General features: G+C 71.8%; 17 protein-coding genes. 15 read left to right on the top strand and 2 right to left on the bottom strand.

The genetic code is table 11. The features are described 5' to 3' along the window. The first annotated feature begins 97 nt into the window (after positions 1–97). The 9 genes from F0L68_RS03340 (at position 98) to F0L68_RS03300 (ending at position 9,527) form a co-directional block, all read left to right on the top strand. A complete protein-coding gene (locus tag F0L68_RS03340; protein WP_149847898.1) occupies positions 98–2,731 on the top strand; it encodes a valine--tRNA ligase in 2,634 nt (877 codons plus the stop codon). 104 nt (positions 2,732–2,835) lie between these two features. Further along, positions 2,836–3,618, top strand: coding sequence for a DUF3152 domain-containing protein (locus F0L68_RS03335; protein ID WP_223198446.1), 783 nt, complete (start codon positions 2,836–2,838; stop codon positions 3,616–3,618). 43 nt (positions 3,619–3,661) lie between these two features. Next, positions 3,662–5,035, top strand: coding sequence for a bifunctional tetrahydrofolate synthase/dihydrofolate synthase (folC, locus tag F0L68_RS03330; RefSeq protein ID WP_149847897.1), 1,374 nt, complete (start codon positions 3,662–3,664; stop codon positions 5,033–5,035). Then, on the top strand, positions 5,032–5,532 hold the full coding sequence (locus F0L68_RS03325; protein ID WP_306463139.1) for a DUF4233 domain-containing protein: 501 nt from the start codon (positions 5,032–5,034) through the stop codon (positions 5,530–5,532). The genes folC and F0L68_RS03325 overlap by 4 nt, the downstream gene beginning before the upstream one ends. A gap of 165 nt (positions 5,533–5,697) precedes the next feature. After that, positions 5,698–6,096, top strand: a complete 399-nt coding sequence (locus F0L68_RS03320; protein WP_149847896.1) for a TOBE domain-containing protein — start codon at positions 5,698–5,700, stop codon at positions 6,094–6,096. Beyond that, a complete protein-coding gene (modA, locus tag F0L68_RS03315; RefSeq protein ID WP_149847895.1) occupies positions 6,097–6,903 on the top strand; it encodes a molybdate ABC transporter substrate-binding protein in 807 nt (268 codons plus the stop codon). It begins immediately after the preceding gene. Next, complete coding sequence (locus F0L68_RS03310) at positions 6,900–7,715, top strand: ABC transporter permease (RefSeq protein ID WP_149847894.1); 816 nt, start codon at positions 6,900–6,902, stop codon at positions 7,713–7,715. Before modA ends, F0L68_RS03310 begins: the two co-directional genes overlap by 4 nt. Then, positions 7,712–8,767 carry an ABC transporter ATP-binding protein gene (locus F0L68_RS03305; protein WP_149847893.1) on the top strand — a complete coding sequence of 352 codons (1,056 nt, stop codon included), beginning with the start codon at positions 7,712–7,714 and terminating at the stop codon, positions 8,765–8,767. The genes F0L68_RS03310 and F0L68_RS03305 overlap by 4 nt, the downstream gene beginning before the upstream one ends. Positions 8,768–8,810: 43 nt before the next feature. Beyond that, complete coding sequence (locus F0L68_RS03300; RefSeq protein WP_223198445.1) at positions 8,811–9,527, top strand: class I SAM-dependent methyltransferase; 717 nt, start codon at positions 8,811–8,813, stop codon at positions 9,525–9,527. 80 nt (positions 9,528–9,607) lie between these two features. Here the strand turns inward: F0L68_RS03300 and F0L68_RS03295 are convergent, their stop codons facing one another. Beyond that, positions 9,608–11,545 (bottom strand): APC family permease, encoded by a 1,938-nt coding sequence (locus F0L68_RS03295; protein ID WP_149847892.1) that lies wholly within the window; start codon positions 11,543–11,545, stop codon positions 9,608–9,610. A gap of 315 nt (positions 11,546–11,860) precedes the next feature. On the opposite strand from F0L68_RS03295, the gene F0L68_RS03290 reads away from it, so the two are divergent. Both F0L68_RS03290 and pulA read left to right on the top strand, forming a co-directional pair. Next, the gene (locus F0L68_RS03290) at positions 11,861–13,072 is read left to right on the top strand and encodes an aminotransferase class I/II-fold pyridoxal phosphate-dependent enzyme (RefSeq protein ID WP_188316363.1); all 1,212 of its coding nucleotides are present in this window, start codon (positions 11,861–11,863) and stop codon (positions 13,070–13,072) included. A gap of 126 nt (positions 13,073–13,198) precedes the next feature. After that, positions 13,199–15,946, top strand: a complete 2,748-nt coding sequence (gene pulA / locus F0L68_RS03285) for a pullulanase-type alpha-1,6-glucosidase (RefSeq protein WP_149847890.1) — start codon at positions 13,199–13,201, stop codon at positions 15,944–15,946. A gap of 26 nt (positions 15,947–15,972) precedes the next feature. Here pulA and F0L68_RS03280 read toward each other — a convergent pair whose 3' ends face one another. Further along, on the bottom strand, positions 15,973–16,734 hold the full coding sequence (locus F0L68_RS03280) for an alpha/beta fold hydrolase (RefSeq protein ID WP_149847889.1): 762 nt from the start codon (positions 16,732–16,734) through the stop codon (positions 15,973–15,975). 150 nt (positions 16,735–16,884) lie between these two features. On the opposite strand from F0L68_RS03280, the gene ndk reads away from it, so the two are divergent. From ndk to F0L68_RS03260, 4 genes are all read left to right on the top strand, one after another. Continuing rightward, on the top strand, positions 16,885–17,295 hold the full coding sequence (gene ndk, locus F0L68_RS03275; protein ID WP_149847888.1) for a nucleoside-diphosphate kinase: 411 nt from the start codon (positions 16,885–16,887) through the stop codon (positions 17,293–17,295). A gap of 146 nt (positions 17,296–17,441) precedes the next feature. Next, positions 17,442–18,377, top strand: a complete 936-nt coding sequence (locus F0L68_RS03270; RefSeq protein WP_149847887.1) for an ABC transporter ATP-binding protein — start codon at positions 17,442–17,444, stop codon at positions 18,375–18,377. A 36-nt stretch (positions 18,378–18,413) separates the two neighbouring features. Further along, complete coding sequence (locus F0L68_RS03265) at positions 18,414–19,232, top strand: ABC transporter permease (RefSeq protein WP_149847886.1); 819 nt, start codon at positions 18,414–18,416, stop codon at positions 19,230–19,232. Positions 19,233–19,240: 8 nt separating this feature from the next. Then, positions 19,241–20,098: an ABC transporter permease gene (locus F0L68_RS03260; RefSeq protein ID WP_149847885.1), complete on the top strand. Its 858-nt coding sequence runs from the start codon at positions 19,241–19,243 to the stop codon at positions 20,096–20,098. Positions 20,099–20,122: the final 24 nt, after the last annotated feature.

Below are 20,122 nucleotides of genomic sequence, written 5' to 3'. Positions count from 1 at the left end.
TGGTCGCCAGGGCCGATCACTGGATCGGGTGACAGGCCTCGCGCGTTAGCAGGGATCGCGTGTGAACTCGGTTGGCAGTCCTTCGTAGACTTGACTGGTGAGTGAGACCCAACCGCAGTCGCAGCGTCCCGAACTCCCGCCGTCCTGGAATCCGGCGGAGGTAGAGGGCGAGCTGTACCAGCGGTGGGTCGACCGCGACTACTTCACCGCGGACCCCTCCAGCGACAAGCCGCCGTTCAGCATCGTGCTGCCGCCGCCGAACGTGAACGGCAGCCTGCACATGGGGCACGCGCTGAACCACTCCGTGATGGACGCGCTGAGCCGCCGCCGCCGGATGCAGGGCTACGAGGTGCTGTGGCTGCCCGGCATGGACCACGCCGGCATCGCCACCCAGAACGCGGTCGAGCGCGACCTCGCCGGCCAGGGCCTGTCCCGGCACGACCTCGGCCGGGAGAGGTTCGTCGAGCGGGTCTGGGAGTGGAAGGCCGAGGTCGGCGGCAGGATCCTCGACCAGATGCGCCGGGTCGGCGACAGCGTCGACTGGAGCCGCGAGCGCTTCACCATGGACGAGGGACTGTCCCTCGCCGTGCAGACCATGTTCAAGAAGCTGTTCGACGACGGCCTGATCTACCGCGCCGAGCGCATCATCAACTGGTGCCCGCGCTGCCAGACCGCGCTGTCGGACATCGAGGTCGACCACTCCGACGACGAGGGCGAGCTCGTCTCGATCCGCTACGGCGAGGGCGCGAACTCGATCGTCGTGGCGACCACCAGGGCCGAGACCATGCTCGGCGACACGGCCGTGGCCGTGCACCCCGAGGACGAGCGCTACCGCCACCTGGTCGGCACCGAGGTCGAACTGCCGCTGACCGGCAGGCGGATCCCGATCGTGGCCGACGACCACGTCGACCCCGCGTTCGGCACCGGCGCCGTCAAGGTCACCCCGGCGCACGACCCCAACGACTTCGAGATCGGCCAGCGGCACGGCCTGCCGTCGCTGACCGTCCTCGACGGGCGCGGCGTGCTCACCGTGCCCGGCCCGTTCGAGGGCCTCGACCGCTTCGAGGCGCGCCCCGCCGTCGTGGCCGCGCTGCGCGAGCAGGGCCGCATCGTCGCGGAGAAGCGCCCCTACCTGCACTCCGTCGGGCACTGCTCGCGCTGCGACACCGTGATCGAGCCGCGCCTGTCGCTCCAGTGGTGGGTCAAGGTCGCCCCGCTGGCCAAGGCGGCCGGCGACGCCGTGCGCGACGGCCGGACGAAGATCCACCCGCCGGAGCTGGCCAAGCGGTTCTTCGCCTGGGTCGACGACATGCACGACTGGACGATCTCCCGGCAGCTGTGGTGGGGCCACCGCATCCCGGTCTGGTACGGCCCGGACGGCGAGGTCGTCTGCGTCGGCCCCGACGAGCAGCCGCCGACCGGCGATGGCTGGCACCAGGACGAGGACGTGCTCGACACCTGGTTCTCCTCGGGCCTGTGGCCGTTCTCCACGCTCGGCTGGCCGGAGCGCACCACCGAGCTCGAGCGCTTCTACCCGACCACGGTGCTCAGCACCGGCTACGACATCCTCTTCTTCTGGGTTGCCAGGATGATGATGTTCGGCCTGTACGCCATGGACGAGGTGCAGCCGTTCGACAACGTCTACCTGCACGGCCTGATCCGTGACGCCAACGGCAAGAAGATGTCCAAGTCGCGCGGCAACGGCATCAACCCGTTGGACTGGATGGACAGCTACGGCACGGACGCCACCAGGTTCACCCTGCTGCGTGGCGCCAACCCCGGCTCAGACATGGCGTTGGCCGAGGAGTGGGCGGCGGGTTCGCGCAACTTCGTCACGAAGCTGTGGAACGCCACCAAGTTCGCGCTCGGCAACGGGGCGAGCATCGACATTCCGTTGCCGGCGCGGGAGAACCTGACCGACACCGACCGCTGGATCCTGGATCTGCTCGACCGCACGGTGTCCGAAGTGGACGGTCACTTCGAGGGCTACCAGTTCGCGAAGCTGTGCGACGCGCTCTACCACTTCATCTGGGACGAGTACTGCGACTGGTACCTGGAGCTGGCCAAGGTGCAGATCGCCGAGGGCGGCGAGCGCGCCGAGGCGACCCGCGCGGTGCTCGGCCACGTGCTCGACGTGGTGCTGCGGCTGCTGCACCCCATCGCGCCGTTCGTCACCGAGACGCTATGGACCACGCTCACCGGCGGCGAGTCGCTGGTCGTCGCGGAGTGGCCCAAGCCGTCCGGCGCGGAGCCCGACCTGGTCGCGGCCAAGCGGATCGAGAGCCTCCAGAAGCTCGTCACCGAGATCCGCAGGTTCCGGTCCGACCAGGGGCTGCGGCCTGGGCAGAAGGTGGCGGGCAGGGTGCGCGGCGCGTGCTGCGCGGACCTGGTCGACCACGTCGCCTCGGTGCGGGCGCTGACCAGGCTGGAGGAGCCCGGCGACGACTACCAGGTCACGATGACCCTGGAGGTCGGGCTGCCGACCGGCGCGGTCAAGGTCGAGCTGGACACCTCGGGCGCGGTGGACCTCGTCGCGGAGCGCAAGCGGCTCACCAAGGATCTCGCGGTGGCCGAGAAGGAACTCGCGCAGTGCGACGGGAAGCTGGACAACCCGAAGTTCACCGACAAGGCGCCCGCCGAGGTCGTCGCCAAGATCAAGGCACGGCGCGAGGCGGCCGTTGTGGAGATCGAGCGGATCACCGCGCGGATCGACTCGCTGCCGACGGCCTGAGCGGCACACCCGTCGGGCCGCCGACCGAGTCGTCGGCGGCCCGACGGATGTGAGTCGTGTCATGCTCGCGCACCCGTGCGCGCCCGGAGACGTACAGGGTGGATGTGAACAGCTTTCGCGGCCCGGCCAAGCGGATGACCCTGCTCGCGGTCGCGCTGGCGGCACTCGCCGGCACGGTGTCGTGCAGCGACCACCCAGCCGCGGCAGGCCAGGCAGCCACGGTCACCACCACGACCGCTCCCAGCAGTTCGGGCCCGTCGAGTCCGAGCGCCGCGCCAAGCACAAGCAGCAGCCTGCCGCCGTCCTCGACGCCTCCTGCCTCGACGCCACCGTCCTCGACACCGCCGGCCGTGGTGCAGTCGGCCAGCGGAAAGTTCACCGTCGCGCCGGGGACCGGCCCGGCCGCGCTGGCCGGCCGGCAGGTCAAGCGGTACACCGTCGAGATCGAGGACGGCCTGCCGGAGAACCTCGACGGGTTCGCCAAGACCGTGCAGGAGATCCTGGCCGACCCGAGGAGCTGGAGCTTCGAGGGCAGGATCGCGTTCCAGCGCGTCGACAGCGGTCCCGTCGACATCCGCGTCACGCTGGCCTCGCCGGACACCGTCGACCGGCTGTGCGCGCCGATGCAGACCGGCGGCGAGGTGTCCTGTTGGAACGGCCACCGCGCCGTGATCAACCAGGCCCGCTGGGAACTCGCCGTCCCACACTTCGGCGGCGACCTCACCACCTACCGGACCTACGCCATCAACCACGAGGTCGGGCACGGCATCGGCAAGCAGCACACCACCTGCCCTGGACCGGGAAAGCCCGCGCCGGTGATGGTGCAGCAGACCTTCGGGCTCCAGGGCTGCACCCCGAACGGCTGGCCCTCGGTCTCCGGCGGATAGCGGGCGACGAGTCGACCGTTCGGTGCGGCCGTAGACTCCCAGCGTGACTGTCCGCAACCCGGATCCCGGGACGATCGAAGCGCTGCGCGCCGTCGAGGCCGAGCTGAACACCCGGTGGCCGGAGACCAAGATCGACCCGTCGCTGGAGCGCATCCAGGCACTGGTGGACCTGCTGGGCGACCCGCAGCGCTCCTACCCCGTGTTGCAGATCGCCGGCACCAACGGCAAGACCTCCACCGCGCGGATGCTGGACACGCTGTTGTCCCGCATCGGCCTGCGCACCGGCCGGTACACCAGCCCGCACCTGCAACTGGCCACCGAGCGGATCAGCGTGGACGGCGCGCCGATCAGCCCGGAGCGCTACGTCGAGGTCTACCGGGACATCGAGCCGTACGTGTCCCTTGTGGACGCTCGCAACGACGTGCCGATGAGCAAGTTCGAGGTGTTGACCGGCATGGGCTTCGCGGCCTTCGCCGAGGCGCCCGTCGACGCCGCCGTCATCGAGGTCGGGCTCGGCGGCACCTGGGACGCCACCAACGTCGCGGACGCCAGGATCGCCGTGGTCTGCCCGATCGGCATCGACCACGTCGACTACCTCGGCTCCGATCTGCTCGGCATCGCGCGGGAGAAGGCCGGCATCATCAAGGCCGACTCGGTCGCGGTGCTCGCCGAGCAGCAGCCCGAGGTGGCCCAGGTGCTCCTCGAACGCTGCGCCGACGTCGGCGCCGAGGTGGCCAGGCAGGGCATGGAGTTCGGCGTGCGGGACCGGGTCGCGGCGGTCGGCGGCCAGCTGCTGACGCTCCAGGGACTCGGCGGCGTCTACGAGGAGATCTTCCTGCCGCTGCACGGCGCGCACCAGGCGAACAACGCCGCGCTCGCGCTGGCCGCCGCCGAGGCGTTCTTCGGCGCGGGCCCGGACCGGCAGCTCGACATCGACGCGGTGCGCGCGGCCTTCGCCGCCGTGACCACCCCCGGCCGGCTGGAGCGGGTGCGCTCCGCGCCGACCGTGCTGGTCGACGCGGCGCACAACCCGCACGGCGCGGCCGCCCTGGCCGCCGCGATCGGCGACGACTTCGCGTTCCTCAAGCTCGTCGGCGTGCTCGGGGTGATGGGCGACAAGGACGTCACCGGCATCCTGACCGCGCTGGAGCCCGTGCTGTCCGAGGTCGTGTTGACCACCAACTCCTCGCCGAGGGCGATGGACGTCGACGAGCTGGCCGCTGTGGCACGGGACGTCTTCGGCGACGACCGCATCGTGGTGGAGCCCCGGCTGGACGACGCGATCGAGACGGCCGTCCGGTTGGCCGAGGAGACCGACGACTCGCAGCAGGCGCTGTCGGGCAGCGGCGTGCTGGTGACCGGCTCGGTGTTCACCGCGGGTGAGGCCCGCGCGCTGTTCGGGAAGGAACCGGCGTGAGCGCCCCCGACCAGCCGCCCACCCCCGACCAGCCGCCCACCCCCGACCAACCGGCCGCGCCGGACCAGGTGGCCGCGCCGGACCAGTCGGCCGTGTCAGGAGATCAGCCGTCGGCGGCGCAGGAACAGGCGCCGACGCCGCGCGATCCGATGAAGTCGTTCCGGGGCATCATGGCCGGCACGCTGATCATCGAGGTGATCGTGGTCGCGCTCGCCATCCCGGTGGTGGCGAGGCTCGGCGGCGGCATCGGCACGACCGGCGGCGTGCTGGTCTTCGTGCTGCTCGGCTGCCTGCTAGTCACCTGCGGCCTGCTTCGCTTCAGCTGGAGCGTCCAGGTCATCCTCGGCATCCAGGTGCTGATGATCGTCGGCGGGTTCGCCATGACCGCCCTCGCCGTGATCGGCGTCCTGTTCGCCCTGGTCTGGGTCTGCCTGCTGTTGATGCGCCGCGACGTGGCCAAGCGGATGGCCGAGGGGCGGCTGCCCAGCCAGCAGTAGCCGGCCGGCCGATTGGTGGAAACGTCCAATCGACGGACCTCGACTTCGTAGGTACCTACGAGGCGAATCGGCTTCTTTTCGACGCGGATGCGGATGTAGGGTCCACCTCGTGCCGCAGGTGCGGTCTCCAGGGGGAGTCGCACCTGCGGCAGTAGAATCCGCCGCGTGCCGAACTTTCGGATCAGCGAGGCTGCCGCATTGCTCGGGGTCAGCGACGACACCGTGCGCCGATGGGCCGACCAGGGCCGACTTCCCGTGCAGAAGTCGGCGGGTGGTCGGTTGACGGTGGACGGACGTGAGCTGGCCGCGTTCGCGCAGTCGCTCGCCGACGCTCCCGAGCCCGGCCACACGATCGGGGCCTCGGCGCGCAACCGGTTGCGCGGCATCGTCACCCGCGTCACCAAGGACGGGCTGATGGCCCAGGTCGAGATCCAGGCCGGGCCGTTCCGGGTGGTGTCGTTGATGAGCCGGGAGGCCGCCGACGAGCTCGCTCTGGAGGTCGGGGTCGTGGCGGTGGCGTCGGTGAAGTCCACCCACGTCGTCGTCGAGCTTCCGGAGGTCTAGATGATCCGCCCCTCCCGCCTGGCCGCCGTCGCCGGTTCCGCCGCGCTCGCCGCGCTGCTTCTCGCCGGCTGCGGCGGCAAGGACACCCCGGCCGCGCCCGCCTCGGGTTCGAGCGAGGCGAGCGCCTCGGCGACCGGGCAGGTGACGGTGTTCGCCGCGGCGTCGCTCACCGAGACGTTCACCAAGCTCGGCAAGGACTTTGAGGCCGCGAACAAGGGCGCGACGGTGAAGTTCAGCTTCGGCGCCAGCTCGGCGCTCGCCCAGCAGATCAACTCCGGCGCGCCCGCCGATGTGTTCGCCTCGGCGAGCCCGACCAACATGAAGCAGGTCAGCGATGCCGGCGCGGTGACCGACAAGCCGACCACGTTCGTCAGGAACAGACTCGAGATCGCCGTGCCCAAGGGCAATCCCGGCAAGATCACCGGGCTGGCCGACTTCGCAAAGCCCGAGCACAAGACCGCGCTGTGCGCCGAGCAGGTGCCCTGCGGCGCGGCGGCCAAGCAGGTGTTCGCGGCGGCCGGCGTCACGCCGAAGCCCGTCACCCTCGAACAGGACGTCAAGGCGACGCTGACCAAGGTGCAGCTCGGCGAGGTGGACGCCGCGCTGGTGTACCGCACGGACGTGCAGGCGGCCGGCGACAAGGTCGAGGGCATCGACTTCCCCGAGTCGGCCAAGGTCGTCAACGACTACCCGCTCGCGGTGCTCGCCAAGGCGCCGAACTCCGCTGCGGCCAAGGCCTTCGTGGCGTACGTGCTGTCGGACAAGGGCCGCGCGGTGTTCACCAAGGCCGGTTTCGACACGCCGTGACCGCCGGGACGCGGGCGCGGCGCGGGGCGCGGGGACGGCTGCCGGTCGTCCTCGTGCTGCCGGCCGCGCTCGGCCTGGTGTTCCTGGTGATCCCGCTGCTCGGCCTGGTGCTGCGGGCGCCGTGGTCCACGCTGCTCGACCAGTTGGCGCAGCCCGAGGTCGGCGACGCGCTGCGGCTGTCGCTGGTGTGCGCGAGCCTGGCCACCCTGGTGTGCCTGCTGCTCGGCGTGCCGCTCGCCTGGCTGCTGGCCAGGTCCGACCTGCCCGGCCGCGGCGTGCTGCGGGCGCTGGTGACGGTGCCGCTGGTGCTGCCGCCGGTGGTTGGCGGGGTGGCGCTGCTGCTGGTGCTCGGCCGGCGCGGGATCCTCGGCCAGTACCTCGACTCCTGGTTCGGCGTCTCGCTGCCGTTCAGCACCGCCGGGGTGGTGCTTGCCGAGGCGTTCGTGGCCATGCCGTTCCTGGTGATCTCCGTCGAGGGCGCGCTGCGCGGCGCGGACCGCCGCTACGAGGAGGCGGCGGCCACGCTCGGGGCGTCCCGCTGGCACACCTTCCGGCGGGTCACGCTGCCCTCCGTCGCGCCGGGCATCGCGGCGGGCGCGGTGCTGTGCTGGGCGCGGGCGCTCGGCGAGTTCGGCGCGACCATCACCTTCGCCGGCAACTTTCCCGGCCAGACCCGCACCATGCCGCTGGCCGTCTACATCGCGCTGGAGTCCGCGCCGGAGGCGGCGATCGCGCTCAGTCTCGTGCTGTTGGTGGTGTCGGTGTTGGTGCTGGCGAGCCTGCGTGAGCGGTGGATCGGCGGTCCGACATGACGGCGCGCGCCAGGATCGCGGTGCGCAGGGACAACGGGTTCGACCTGAATCTGTCCCTCGACCTCGCGGACGGCGAGGTCGTCGCGCTCCTCGGCCCCAACGGCGCAGGCAAGACCACCGCGTTGCGCGCCATGGCCGGGCTGCTGCCGCTGACCGACGGCCGCATCGTGCTGGACGGCCGCGTGCTAGACGACCCGGCCGACCGCGTGTTCGTGCCGCCGGAGCGCCGGTCGGTCGGCGTGGTGTTCCAGGACTACCTGCTGTTCAGGCATATGTCGGCGCTGGACAACGTCGCGTTCGGGCTGCGGGCGCGCGGCGCGGGGCGTGTGCAGGCGCGCGCGGAGGCGCTGGAGTGGCTGCGCCGCGTCGACCTCGCCGAGCACGCCGACACCCGCCCGAGAAGCCTGTCCGGCGGTCAGGCCCAACGCGTCGCCCTGGCCCGCGCGCTCGCCACCCGGCCCCGGCTGCTGCTGCTGGACGAGCCGCTGGCCGCGCTGGACGCGAGCACCCGCATGCAGGTCCGTTCGGACCTGCGGCACCACCTCGCCGACTACGCCGGCAGCGCGCTGCTGGTCACCCACGACCCGTTGGACGCGATGGTGCTCGCGGACCGGCTCGTGGTCGTCGAGGACGGCAGGACCGTGCAGGAGGGCACCCCGACGCACGTCGCGCGGCACCCCAGGACGGACTACGTGGCCAGCCTGGTCGGCCTCAACCTCTACCGGGGGAGCGCCGCCGGCACGACCGTGCTGCTGGAGCACGGCGGGCAGCTCACCACCGCGCACCCGGCGGACGGCCCGGTGCACATCGCGTTCCCGCCGTCGGCGGTCGGCCTGCACCCGCGCGAGCCCGACGGCAGCCCCCGCAACACCTGGCCCGTCACCGTCGCCGGCATCGAGCAGCACGCGGACACCGTGCGGGTTCGCCTCGACGGCGTCCCTCCGGTGCTCGCCGACGTGACCACGGCCGCCGTCGCCGAGCTCGGGCTGGTGCCGGGCCGCCAGCTGTGGGCGGCGGTCAAGGCCACCGAGACCAGGACCTACCCGAGTTGAAAACCGTTTGCCGCCAACGGCTGTCGACCTCCAGGCTGTCCCGGTGACCGACTGGACCACCTCCGCAGCCTGGTACGACGTGCTCAACCCTGGGCGCACCGACATCAACTTCTACCTCGGTCTGATGACCTCCCCCGACCGGGTGCTCGACGTCGGTTGCGGCACCGGCACCCTGCTGCGCCTGGCCCGCGACGCGGGGCACACCGGCAGGCTGTGCGGGCTCGACCCCGATCCCGCCATGCTCGACCAGGCGCGCGTCCGCACCGACATCGAGTGGGTGCTCGGCAACGCCGCGTCCGCGTCCTGGGACCGCGAGTTCGACCTGGCGGTGATGTCCGGCCACGCGTTCCAGGTGCTGATCACCGACGACGAGGTGCGCTCCTCGCTCGCGGCGATCCGCGCCGCGCTCGCCGACGGCGGCCGCTTCGCGTTCGAGACCCGCCACCCGCAGGCGCGCGAGTGGGAAGGCTGGCACGGGGCGTCCTTCGAGCAGCGCAACCCCGACGGCGACGTCGTGCAGGTCTCCTACGAGGTGCACGAGGTGTCCGGCGGCGTCGTTCGGCTCACCGAGACGCTGGCCGGGCAGTGGTGGGACGAACCGCTGGCGGAACTCGGCGCGCTGCGGTTCCTCGACCCCGACACGCTGGGCGGCTTCCTCGACGAGGCGGGCTTCGCTGTCGAGCAGCAGTTCGGCGACTGGGACCGCAGCCCGATCACGCCAGCCAGCACCGAGATCATCACCATCGCCCGCACCCGCTGACGCTCGATGTCGTGAAGGGTCCCTTCAGGGCACTGAGCGTCCTGAGGGGACCCTTCATGACATCTCGCTGACCCTCGGGGTTACGCCTTGACCTCGGTGGCCTGCGCCTTGGGCTTGGCGTTCGGGTCGGTGCTCCACCAGCCCTCGCCCGCACCGCCGATGTGGTACGGCACGTTGATCACGACGACGCCCTTGGTGAACAGCAGCCGGTACTTCAGCCGGAACGCGCTCTGGTTGTGCAGCAGGTTCTGCCACCAGTGCCGCACCACGTACTCGGGCACGAAGACGCTGACCACGCCGCGCGGATCCTTCGTGCGCAGCCGGGTGACGTGCTCGACGATCGGCCGGACCACGTCCCGGTAGGGCGAGCTGATCACCAGCAGCGGCGTCTGGAGGCCGCGTTCCTCCCACTGCTTGCGCAGCGCCCTGGTCTCGGCCTCGTCGGCGGCGACGGTCACCGCCTCCATCTGGTCCGGCCTGGTCGCCTTGGCGAACGCCAGCGCCCGCAGCGCGGGCTTGTGCAGCCGCGAGATCAGCACCAGGGCGTGCACCTTCGGCGGCAGCGTCGGATCCCAGTCGACCGCGTCGACCTCCGCCTCGACCTTCTTGTAGTACCGGCTGATCGACCGCATCAGGAAGAACAGCAGCACCATCGCGGCGACCGCGAGCCACGCGCCGTGCACGATCTTGGTGGCGAACACGACGACGAGCACGGCGGCCGTCAGCCCCGCGCCGAAGGTGTTGATGGCCTGCGAGCCCCGGATCTTCCGCCGCCGCGCGGGATCGGTGACGGTGGCCAGCTCGCGCTTCCAGTGCACCACCATGCCGAGCTGGCTCAGCGTGAAGCTGGTGAACACGCCGATGATGTAGAGCTGGATCAGCTTGTCGATGTTCGCGTCGAAGCCGATGATCAACAGGATCGCGAACAGCGCCAGGATCAGGATGCCGTTGCTGAACACCAGCCGGTCGCCGCGGTTGTAGAACTGCCTCGGCAGGTACCGGTCCTTGGCCAGGATCGAGGCCAGCCCGGGGAAGCCGTTGAACGCGGTGTTCGCGGCGAGCACCAGGATGCCGGCGGTGGCCGCCTGGAAGAGGTAGAACACGACCGTGCCGTGCCCGAACACGCTGCCGGCGACCTGCGAGATCACCGACGGGTTGCCGTCCGGCAGCGCGTGCGCGTTGAGGTGCACGGCCAGCACGGTGATGCCGGCGAACATCAGCACGGCGAGCACGCCCATCATGGCCAGCGTGACGGCCGCGTTGTGCGGCTTGGGCTTGCGGAACGCCGGCACGCCGTTGCTGATCGCCTCGACACCGGTCAGCGCCGTGCAGCCCGACGCGAACGCGCGGGCGGCGAGCATCAGCGTGAACACCCCGCCGACGTGGGTGGTCTGTTCGATGGGCAGGTTGGCCGTCTCCGCCTGGGGCAGGTCGCCGGACGCGCCCCTGATGATCGCCACCGCGAACATGGCGAACGTCAGCGCGATGAACGCGTAGGTCGGCAGCGCGAACGACTTGCCGGACTCCTTGACACCGCGCAGGTTCACCAGCGCGATCAGCACCACGAACCCGACCGAGATGCCGACCGCGTGCGGGGCGAGCGAGCGGAACGCCGAGGTGATGGCCACCACCCCCGACACCACGGAGACGGCCACCGTCATCACGTAGTCGACCAGCAGCGCGGCGGCGGCCGTGAGCGCCGCCGTCTCGCCGAGGTTCTCCTTGCTGACCACGAACGCCCCGCCGCCGCTCGGGTAGGCGTAGCAGGTCTGCCGGTAGGAGGCGACGACCACGATCAGCACCAGCCCGACGGCCCCGGCCACCGGCGTGGACAGCGACAGGTAGCCCGCGCCGCCGAGCGCGAGGGTGAGCAGGATCTGCTCCGTCGCGTAGGCGACCGAGGAGATCGGGTCGCTACAGAACACCGGCAGTGCCAGCCACTTGGGCAGCAGCGTGTCGCCAAGCCGCTCACTGCGCAGCGGCCGGCCGACCAGCAGCCGTTTCAGCACGTCGAACACCGCGAACTCCCCGTTTTTCCGCCGCCAACCCGATCGAGTGAACCGAGCGCGCGGGTCGTGCTGACAGCCGCTCCGCGCCGCGAAGCACCCGACGGCGATGTCCGGTACAAGCCGCCTCCTGATTGTCCATAGCCGGGGCGTTCCGGTATCGGGTAGGAGCGTCAAAATCTCGTCAAGATGATCGCCGTCCGGCGCGTTTCGCGCGACTTCTGCCGAGTCGGCGGTCCGGTCGGGACCAATTGGTTCCGTTCGCCGTACCGCGCGGTTTCCGTCGGGCAGACTGGCCGCAGTGCCGACGACGCTGCGGAGGATCCCGTGACCCGGCTCAGGGAACTGGCGAACAGTCAGCAGGTGTCCGGCCCGCTGTCGCACCGACGGCAGTGGGTGCCGGGAGTCGTGCAGGTGGTGTCGCCGGGCGGCGTCATCGACCTCGCCCCCGGCTACCTCGATCCCGGGCTGCTGCCCGTCGACCTGCTGCGCGAGGCCTACGCGGACGCGTTGGCCGAGTACGGCTCGGCGGCGCTGACCTACGGCGAGAACCAGGGCGTGCTGCCGCTGCGCGAGCAGCTGGCGCGCCGGGCCGCCACCGACGCGCACCCGTGCGGCCCCGAGCACGTGCTGATCACCTCGGGCACCTCGGTCGGGCTGCACCTGCTGGCCGGCACGCTGGGCTCGCCGGGCGACGTGGTGCTGACCGAGTCCGCGAGCTACGACTTCGGCCGGCGCATCCTGACCGACCGGGGGCTCCTGCCGCGCCCGGTGCCGATGGACCGGCACGGCGTCGACCCGCAGGCCCTCGAGGAGGCCCTGCTGGCCGAGCGGGCGGCCGGCCGCAGGGTCGCGTTCGCATACCTGATCCCCACCTTCCAGAACCCGACCGGCACGCTGATGCCGCTGGACCGGCGGCGCGAGGTGCTCGCCGTGGCCGCGCGGCACGGCCTGCCGATCGTGGAGGACGACGCGTACGGCGAGCTGCCCCTCACCGACGGCGTCGAGGCCCCGCCGTCGCTGGCCGCGCTCGCCGACTACCGCGACGTCGTCCGGCTGTGCTCGTTCTCCAAGACGCTCGCGCCCGGGCTGCGGCTCGGCTGGCTGCTCGGCGATCCCGCGCTGGTCGGCGGCATCGCGCACAACGGCCTGCTCACCAGCGGCGGCGGCCTGAACCACGTCAGCTCGCTGATGGTGTCGGTGCTGCTGGCCGACGGCAGGTTCGACCGGCACGTCTCGTGGCTGCGCGGGCAGCTGCGCGACCGGCGCGACGCGCTCGCCGACGCGCTGGCGGCCGGGCCCGACGGCGGCTTCGAGTTCCACCGGCCGGACGGCGGGTTCTTCCTGTGGCTGCGCGCCACCGGCGGCACCGCCGAGGCGGCGGTCGTTGAGGCGGCCACGCTGGCCGGGGTCCAGGTCGCCGGGGGGTCGCGGTTCGGAGTGTCCGAGACGGCGGCGATCCGGCTCAGCTACAGCTTCAACTCGCCGGATCGGTTGGCCGGCGCGGGTTATCGCCTCGCGCACGCGCTGACGGGGTAGGCCGCGCGCCCGCAAACAATTGCACCGTGGTGGGCCTTGTTGGCCCGGTACCGCCGTGGTTTTCTGCGGTCAGCTCGGTGCTCGACGCGCCGAGACCCCCGGGGACCCCGCGACACGGAGGTCGAGATGGGCCGTGGCCGTCCACGCACCGGTTTCGCCGTCCTGGTCGCCCTGCTCACCGGGCCGTTCCTGACCGCGACCCCGGCGGTCGCCGCGCCGGGACAGGCGGACACCGACCTCGGCAGGGCGCGGGCCGTCTGGCTGAGCCGCGAGTTCGTCGTCTGGGACGCGGGCGACCCGTCGGGCGGCCCGAGCGCCTACCAGCTGCGCACCGACCCGGACGGGCGGATCGCCGTCGCGGGCGGCGGGATCCGGGGCGGTGTCGCGCTGCCGATGGACCCGGCCCCCGGCGGCCTCCCGCCCGAACTCGCCGCCAAGTTCCCTTACCTGCGGGGAAAACCGGCCTTCCGGCTGCGGCAGTCCGATCCCGCGACCGTGGACGACGCGGTGCGCGGCCAGGTCGTCGCCGTCCGGTTCGGCGCGGACGGCGGGCTGGCGCAGGCCACCGGCGTGCAACTGGCCGGCGTGCTGGACGACCGGTACGCGGCCGCGGCCGGGCGGCTCGACTACGGACCCGTCTTCGCCGAGGGGCGGCCGACCCTGCGGCTGTGGGCGCCGACCGCGCGGTCCGTGCGGCTGAAGCTCTACGGCGGCACCCCGCCCGCGCCGGGCGAAGCGCCCCGTGCCGTGCTGGACCTGTTCCGCGACAGCGAGTCCGGCTCGTGGTCGCGGGCCGGCAGCCCGTTCTGGATCGACCGCTACTACCGCTACGAGGTGACCGGCTGGCAGCCCGCGACGCACTCCGTGCGCGTCATCGACGTCACCGACCCCTACTCGCTCGCCCTGTCGGTCGACTCGACACACTCCCAGATCGTCGACCTGGCCGACCAGCACACGATGCCGGCGGGCTGGCGCGAGGAGGTCGCGAAGGGGCTCGGCGACAATCCGGTCGCGCACGCCGTGACCGAGCTGCACGTGCGGGACTTCTCCATCGGCGACGACACCGTGCCGGCCACCGACCGGGGCACCTACCTCGCGTTCACGCACCGCGACTCCGCCGGCATGCGGCACCTGCGGGAACTCGCCGAGGCCGGCATGGACACCGTGCACCTGATGCCCACCTTCGACATCGCCACCATCCCCGAGCGGCGGTCGGACCAGCGGACCCCGCCGTGCGATCCGGCCGCCTTCGCGCCGGACTCCACGGTGCAGCAGGAGTGCGTCGGGGTGACCGCCGCCGTCGACGCCTACAACTGGGGCTACGACCCGTGGCACTACGACGTGCCGGAAGGCTCCTACGCGACCAGCGACGCGCGGTCCGGCCCGGCCAGGTCGCGGCAGTACCGCGAGATGGTGAAGTCGTTGCACGACAACGGGAATCGCGTGGTCGTCGACGTGGTTTACAACCACACCGCCGCGGCGGGCGACGATCCGACCTCGGTGCTGGACAGGGTGGTGCCCGGCTACTACCACCGGCTGCTGGACGACGGCTCGATCGCGACCTCGACATGCTGCGCGAACACCGCGCCGGAGAACGCCATGATGGGCAAGCTCGTGGTCGACTCGGTCGTGCGGTGGGCGCGACTGTACAAGGTCGACGGCTTCCGGTTCGACCTGATGGGCCACCATCCCAAGGCGAACATCCTCGCCGTGCGCGCCGCCCTGGACGCTCTCACCCCGCAGGCCGACGGCGTGGACGGCAGGCGGATCAGGATCTACGGCGAGGGCTGGGACTTCGGCGAGGTCGCCGGCGGCGCGCGCTTCGTGCAGGCCACCCAGGCGAACCTGGCCGGCACCGGGATCGGCACCTTCAACGACCGGCTCCGCGACGGCGTGCGCGGCGGCGGCCCCTTCGACGGCGACCCCAGGATCCAGGGCTTCGCCTCGGGGCTGGCCGGCGACCCCAACGGCTCGCCGGCCAACGGCGACGACGCGCAGCAGTCGGCGCGGCTGGTCAACTATGCGGACCTGGTGAAGCTGGGCATGGCGGGAAACCTTGCCGCGTACCGGTTCCGCTCGACCAGCGGTGCCGAGGTGACCGGCAGCCAGGTCAGCTACAACGGCGCGCCGGCCGGCTACACCGCGGCCCCGGCCGAGGCAATCACCTACGTGGATGCGCACGACAACGAGACGCTGTACGACGCGTTGGCCTACAAGCTGCCGCAGCGCACGTCGATGGCCGACCGGGTGCGGTGCCAACTGCTCGCGCTCGCGCCGGTGCTGCTCGGCCAGGGCCAGCCGTTCGTGTTGGCCGGCACCGAGTTCCTGCGCTCGAAGTCGTTCGACCGCAACAGCTTCAACTCGGGCGACTGGTTCAACAGGTACGACCCGCTGTTGCGCGCCAACGGTTTCGCCGGCGGCCTGCCCCCGGCCGCCGACAACGCGGACAAGTGGCCGTACGCGCGTCCGCTGCTCGGCGACCCGGCCCTGCTGCCCAAACCCGCCGACCTGCGCGCCGCCCTCGACGGCACGCTGTGGCTGTTGCGGATCAGGCAGTCCTCGCCGCTGTTCACGCTGGGCGACGCGGCGCTCGTGCAGCAGAAGGTGTCCTTCCCCGATCCCGGCCCGCTCGCCGGGCCCGGTGTGGTCGTGCAGCACCTGGACGACACCGTCGGCCCCGACGTCGACCCGGCGCGCCGAGGAGTGGTGGTCGTGCTCAACCCGCGCCCCGAGCCGCAGACGGTCGCGCTCCCGCCGGGCGGCGGCTGGCGGCCACACGAACTCCAGGCGGGCGCGCCGGACACGGCACGGCTCGGGCCGTCCGGCGACACCGTTGCCGTGCAGGCCCGCACGGTCGTGGTGCTCGAGCGGTAGAAGTATTACAAGACCGGAACAGTCCGCTACCCGAGCACCCGCAGCACGAGGTCCAGCACGTCCTCCGGCGACTCGACGTGCGCGTTGTGCCCGAGGCCCGCCAGCACGACCGGCGCGTCGACCAGCGCTGCCAGGTCCTGTTCGGCGCACATCGGGTCGCGTTCGCCCGCCGCGAGCACGAGCGTCGCGCCGGTGGCCCGCGCCGCGGCGAGCAGGCCGGGCATGGGCGGCGCGCCGACCCCGTACGCGGCCTGGTCCAGCGCCAGCCCCCACCCGTCGGCCCGCGTCACCAGCCCCTCATCGACCTCGGGGGCGTCCTCGGCGACCAACCCGGTCAGCCCGGCGACGGCGAGACACCGCGCGGCGGCCTCGGCGCGGCTCGGGAACGTGCGTGCCGGCTTCGCCGCGATGGCCGAGGACTTCGCCAGCTCCTCCTGCGTCCAGGACACCTTGATGCCCAGCCCGCACACCGCGCGCACCGACGGCCCGAACCAGCCGCTGGCGAGCGCGAGGCCGACGACCCCGCCAAGCGAGTGGCCGAGCACCACGACGTCCTCGGTGTCCTCGACCGCGCTGGCGACCGCGGCGGCGAGGTGGCCGTAGGTGTAGCGGGGCAACGGGTCCGAGCCGCCGTGCCCCGGCAGGTCCGGCGCGAGCCAGCCGCCGGGCCAGCGGTCGTCCAACAACCCGGTCAGCCCGCGCCACACGCCGCCCGTCGCGCCGAGTCCGTGCAGCAGCAACAGTGTCGGCCCGCCCGAGCCACCCCGACGCACTCGCAATCCGTTCACGGCCGCGATCTTCCCGGAGCGCAGCCGGGGACGGAACACCTGATCGGCCAAGGCCACTCGGACGGGCCACCGGCACGCGGTTAGGCTGACCGCACGCCTCGCGCGATCTCGCGGGGGCACAGGATCCCGCACGAAGGAGAACGGAAAGCCGTGAGCGAGCGCACCCTGGTCCTGGTCAAGCCGGACGGCGTCAGCCGTGGACTGGTCGGCGAGGTGATCTCTCGGATCGAGCGCAAGGGCCTCAAGCTGGCCGCGCTCGAACTTCGCACCGTGCAGCGCGCCCTCGCCGAGCAGCACTACGCGGAGCACGACGGCAAGAGCTTCTTCGCCGACCTGCTCGACTTCATCACCTCCGGCCAGGTCGTCGCGGCGGTCGTCGAGGGCCCGAGGGCCATCGCCGCGTTCCGCCAGCTGGCCGGCGGCACCGACCCGGTCGAGAAGGCCACCCCCGGCACCCTGCGCGGCGACTTCGGCCTCGAGACGCAGTTCAACCTCGTGCACGGCTCCGACTCGGTCGAGTCCGCCGAGCGCGAGATCAAGCTCTGGTTCCCCAACCTCTGAGCGTCCCGCGCGCGAACCACTGCGCCGGTCGGCCCCCGTGGCCGGCCGGCGCACCCGTCTGGTGGGGCCGCGCCGCCCCCGCGACCCGGCCGAGTCGCCCGTAATCCGCTCCGACTTCGTCGGGGTCGGCGGCTACTGTCCGACTCGTGAGCACTGTCGATCACCCTCTGGTCACCGCGACGGGCCTGGCGAAGCGCTTCGGCGACTTCGAGGCCGTGCGCGGGATCGACGTCGAGGTCAACCGGGGTGAGGCGTTCGGTTTTCTCGGGCCGAACGGCGCCGGCAAGTCCTCCACCATGCGCATGGTGGCCGCGGTCTCGCCGCGCACGGGCGGGGACCTGCGGGTGTTCGGCCTCGACCCGGACGTCGACGGCCCGAGGATCAGGGCGCGGCTGGGCGTGTGCCCGCAGCAGGACACCCTGGACAACGAGCTCACGGTCCGGCAGAACCTCCAGGTCTACGGCCGTTACTTCGGCCTGTCTCGCGCCCGCGTGCGCGAACGCGCCACCGAGCTGCTGGAGTTCGCCCAGCTGACCGACCGCGCCGACGACCAGGTCGAGCCGCTGTCCGGCGGCATGAAGCGCCGCCTGACCATCGCCCGCTCCCTGGTCAACGAGCCCGACCTGCTGCTGCTGGACGAGCCGACCACCGGCCTGGACCCGCAGGCCAGGCACCTGCTCTGGGACCGGCTCTTCCGGCTCAAGCAGTCCGGCGTCACGCTCATCATCACCACGCACTACATGGACGAGGCCGAGCAGCTGTGCGACCGGCTCGTCGTGATGGACCAGGGCAGGATCGCCGCCGAGGGCTCCCCGGCCGAGCTGATCGGCCGCTACTCCACCCGCGAGGTCCTCGAGCTGCGGTTTGTCCCCGGCGGGCAGGAGGCCGTGCTGCCCGACGTCGTGGACCTGGCCGAGCGGGTCGAGGTGCTGCCGGACCGCCTGCTGCTCTACACCGAGGACGGCGAGGGGGCGCTCGCCGCCGCGCACAACCGGGGCGTGCGGCCGATCTCCAGCCTGGTGCGGCGCAGCTCGCTGGAAGACGTCTTCCTCCGGCTGACCGGCCGGAGCCTGGTGGACTGAGGCTGGTGGATTGAGGCTGGTGACAGAGCAATGACCATGACCGGTCCGACGACGACGATCCGATCAACCGGCACGGTGGTCGGGTCCTGGCGCGCCACGTGGCTGGTGATCGAGGGCCTGTGGACCTGGTACCGCCGCAGCTGGCGGGCCACCGTGGTGTCCAGCGTCCTCCAACCGGTGCTGATGCTGCTGGCCCTCGGCTTCGGCTTCGGGTCCCAGGTGCAGCCGGGCGATGCCACCGGCGGGCTGCGGTACGTCGCGTACCTCGCGCCCGCGCTGCTGGTCTCCGGCGCGATCCAGAACGCGGGCGGCGAGTCCACCTACCCGGTGCTCTCGGCGTTCAAGTGGCAGAAGACCTACTGGGGTGTCGTGGCCACCCCGATCAGCCCCGGCCAGCTGCTGTCCGGTCAGCTGCTGTGGATCGCGTTGCGCCTGCTGGGTTCCGGGGCCGTGTACCTGGCCATCGCGGCGCTGTTCGGCGCGGTCACCGGCCCCGGAGTGCTGCTGTCGCTGCTGTTCGCGGTGCTGGCCGGCATGGCGTTCTGCGCGCCGGTGGTGGCGTTCTCGGCCTCGCGCGACGACGACGGGCAGGGCTTCGCCGGCCTGTTCCGGTTCGTGGTGATGCCGATGACGTTGTTCGCCGGCACGTTCTTCCCGATCAGCCAGCTGCCCGCGTGGGTGCGACCGCTGGCCTGGCTCACCCCGGTGTGGCACGGCAACGAGCTGGCCAGGGGCGCGGCGTTCGGCACGCTGCGGCCGCTGGCCACGCTGGGACACGTCGGCTACCTGGTGGCGCTGCTCGTCGCCGGGGCGTTGCTGGCCTGCCGGTTGTTCCGGCGCAGGCTGGCTGTGTAGGGGGAGCGATGTCGCAGGACGTGATCACCAGACGGGACAAGGACAGTCCGCCGCCGCACCACCGGGGCGGGCCGCTGCTGCGGATCGTGCCGCCCGGCCTGTACGCGGGCCGCGCGCGGATGGTCGTCGAGCGTTCCCTGCTCGTCAACCGGCGCACCTGGTTCGTGGTCCTGTCGGGTGCCTTCGAACCGCTGTTCTTCCTGCTGGCGCTTGGCCTCGGGTTCGGCAAGCTGGTCGGCCAGCTGACGGGCCCCGGCGGCCAGCCGATCAGCTACGTCGCGTTCGTGGCGCCCGCGCTGCTGGCGGCCTCGGCGATGAACGGCGCGATCTACGACGCCACCTTCAACATCTTCTTCAAGTTCAAGTACGCGGGCACCTACGACGCGATGCTGGCGACCCCGTTGGGGCCGTTGGACATCGCGATCGGCGAGATCTCCTGGGCGTTGCTGCGCGGTGGGATGTACGCCGCCGGCTTCCTCGCGGTGATGTTCGGCATGGGCCTGATCGCCTCCCCGTGGGGGCTGCTGGCGCTGCCGGTCGCCCTGTTGGTGGCGTTCGCGTTCGCGGCGGTCGGCATGGCCTGCGCGACGTTCCTGCGGTCCTGGCAGGACTTCGATCTGGTGCAGTTGGTGATCATGCCGCTGTTCCTGTTCTCCACCACGTTCTACCCGCTGTCGGTCTACCCGACGGCGTTGCAGCACGTCGTCGAGTGCACCCCGCTGTACCAGGCCGTGGTGCTGATGCGGGGGTTGACCACGGGCTACGTCGACTGGTCGATGCTCGGGCACCTCGCCTACTTCGTCGGCATGGCAGTGATCGGCGTGGTGATCGCCGCGCGGCGGCTCGGCAGGCTCCTGCTGAAGTAACCACCGGGAGCGGCTACCCTGGTC

Source organism: Solihabitans fulvus (genome assembly GCF_008386585.1).
GTDB lineage: Bacteria > Actinomycetota > Actinomycetes > Mycobacteriales > Pseudonocardiaceae > Solihabitans > Solihabitans fulvus.
This window is presented reverse-complemented; position numbering and strand designations above follow the sequence as displayed.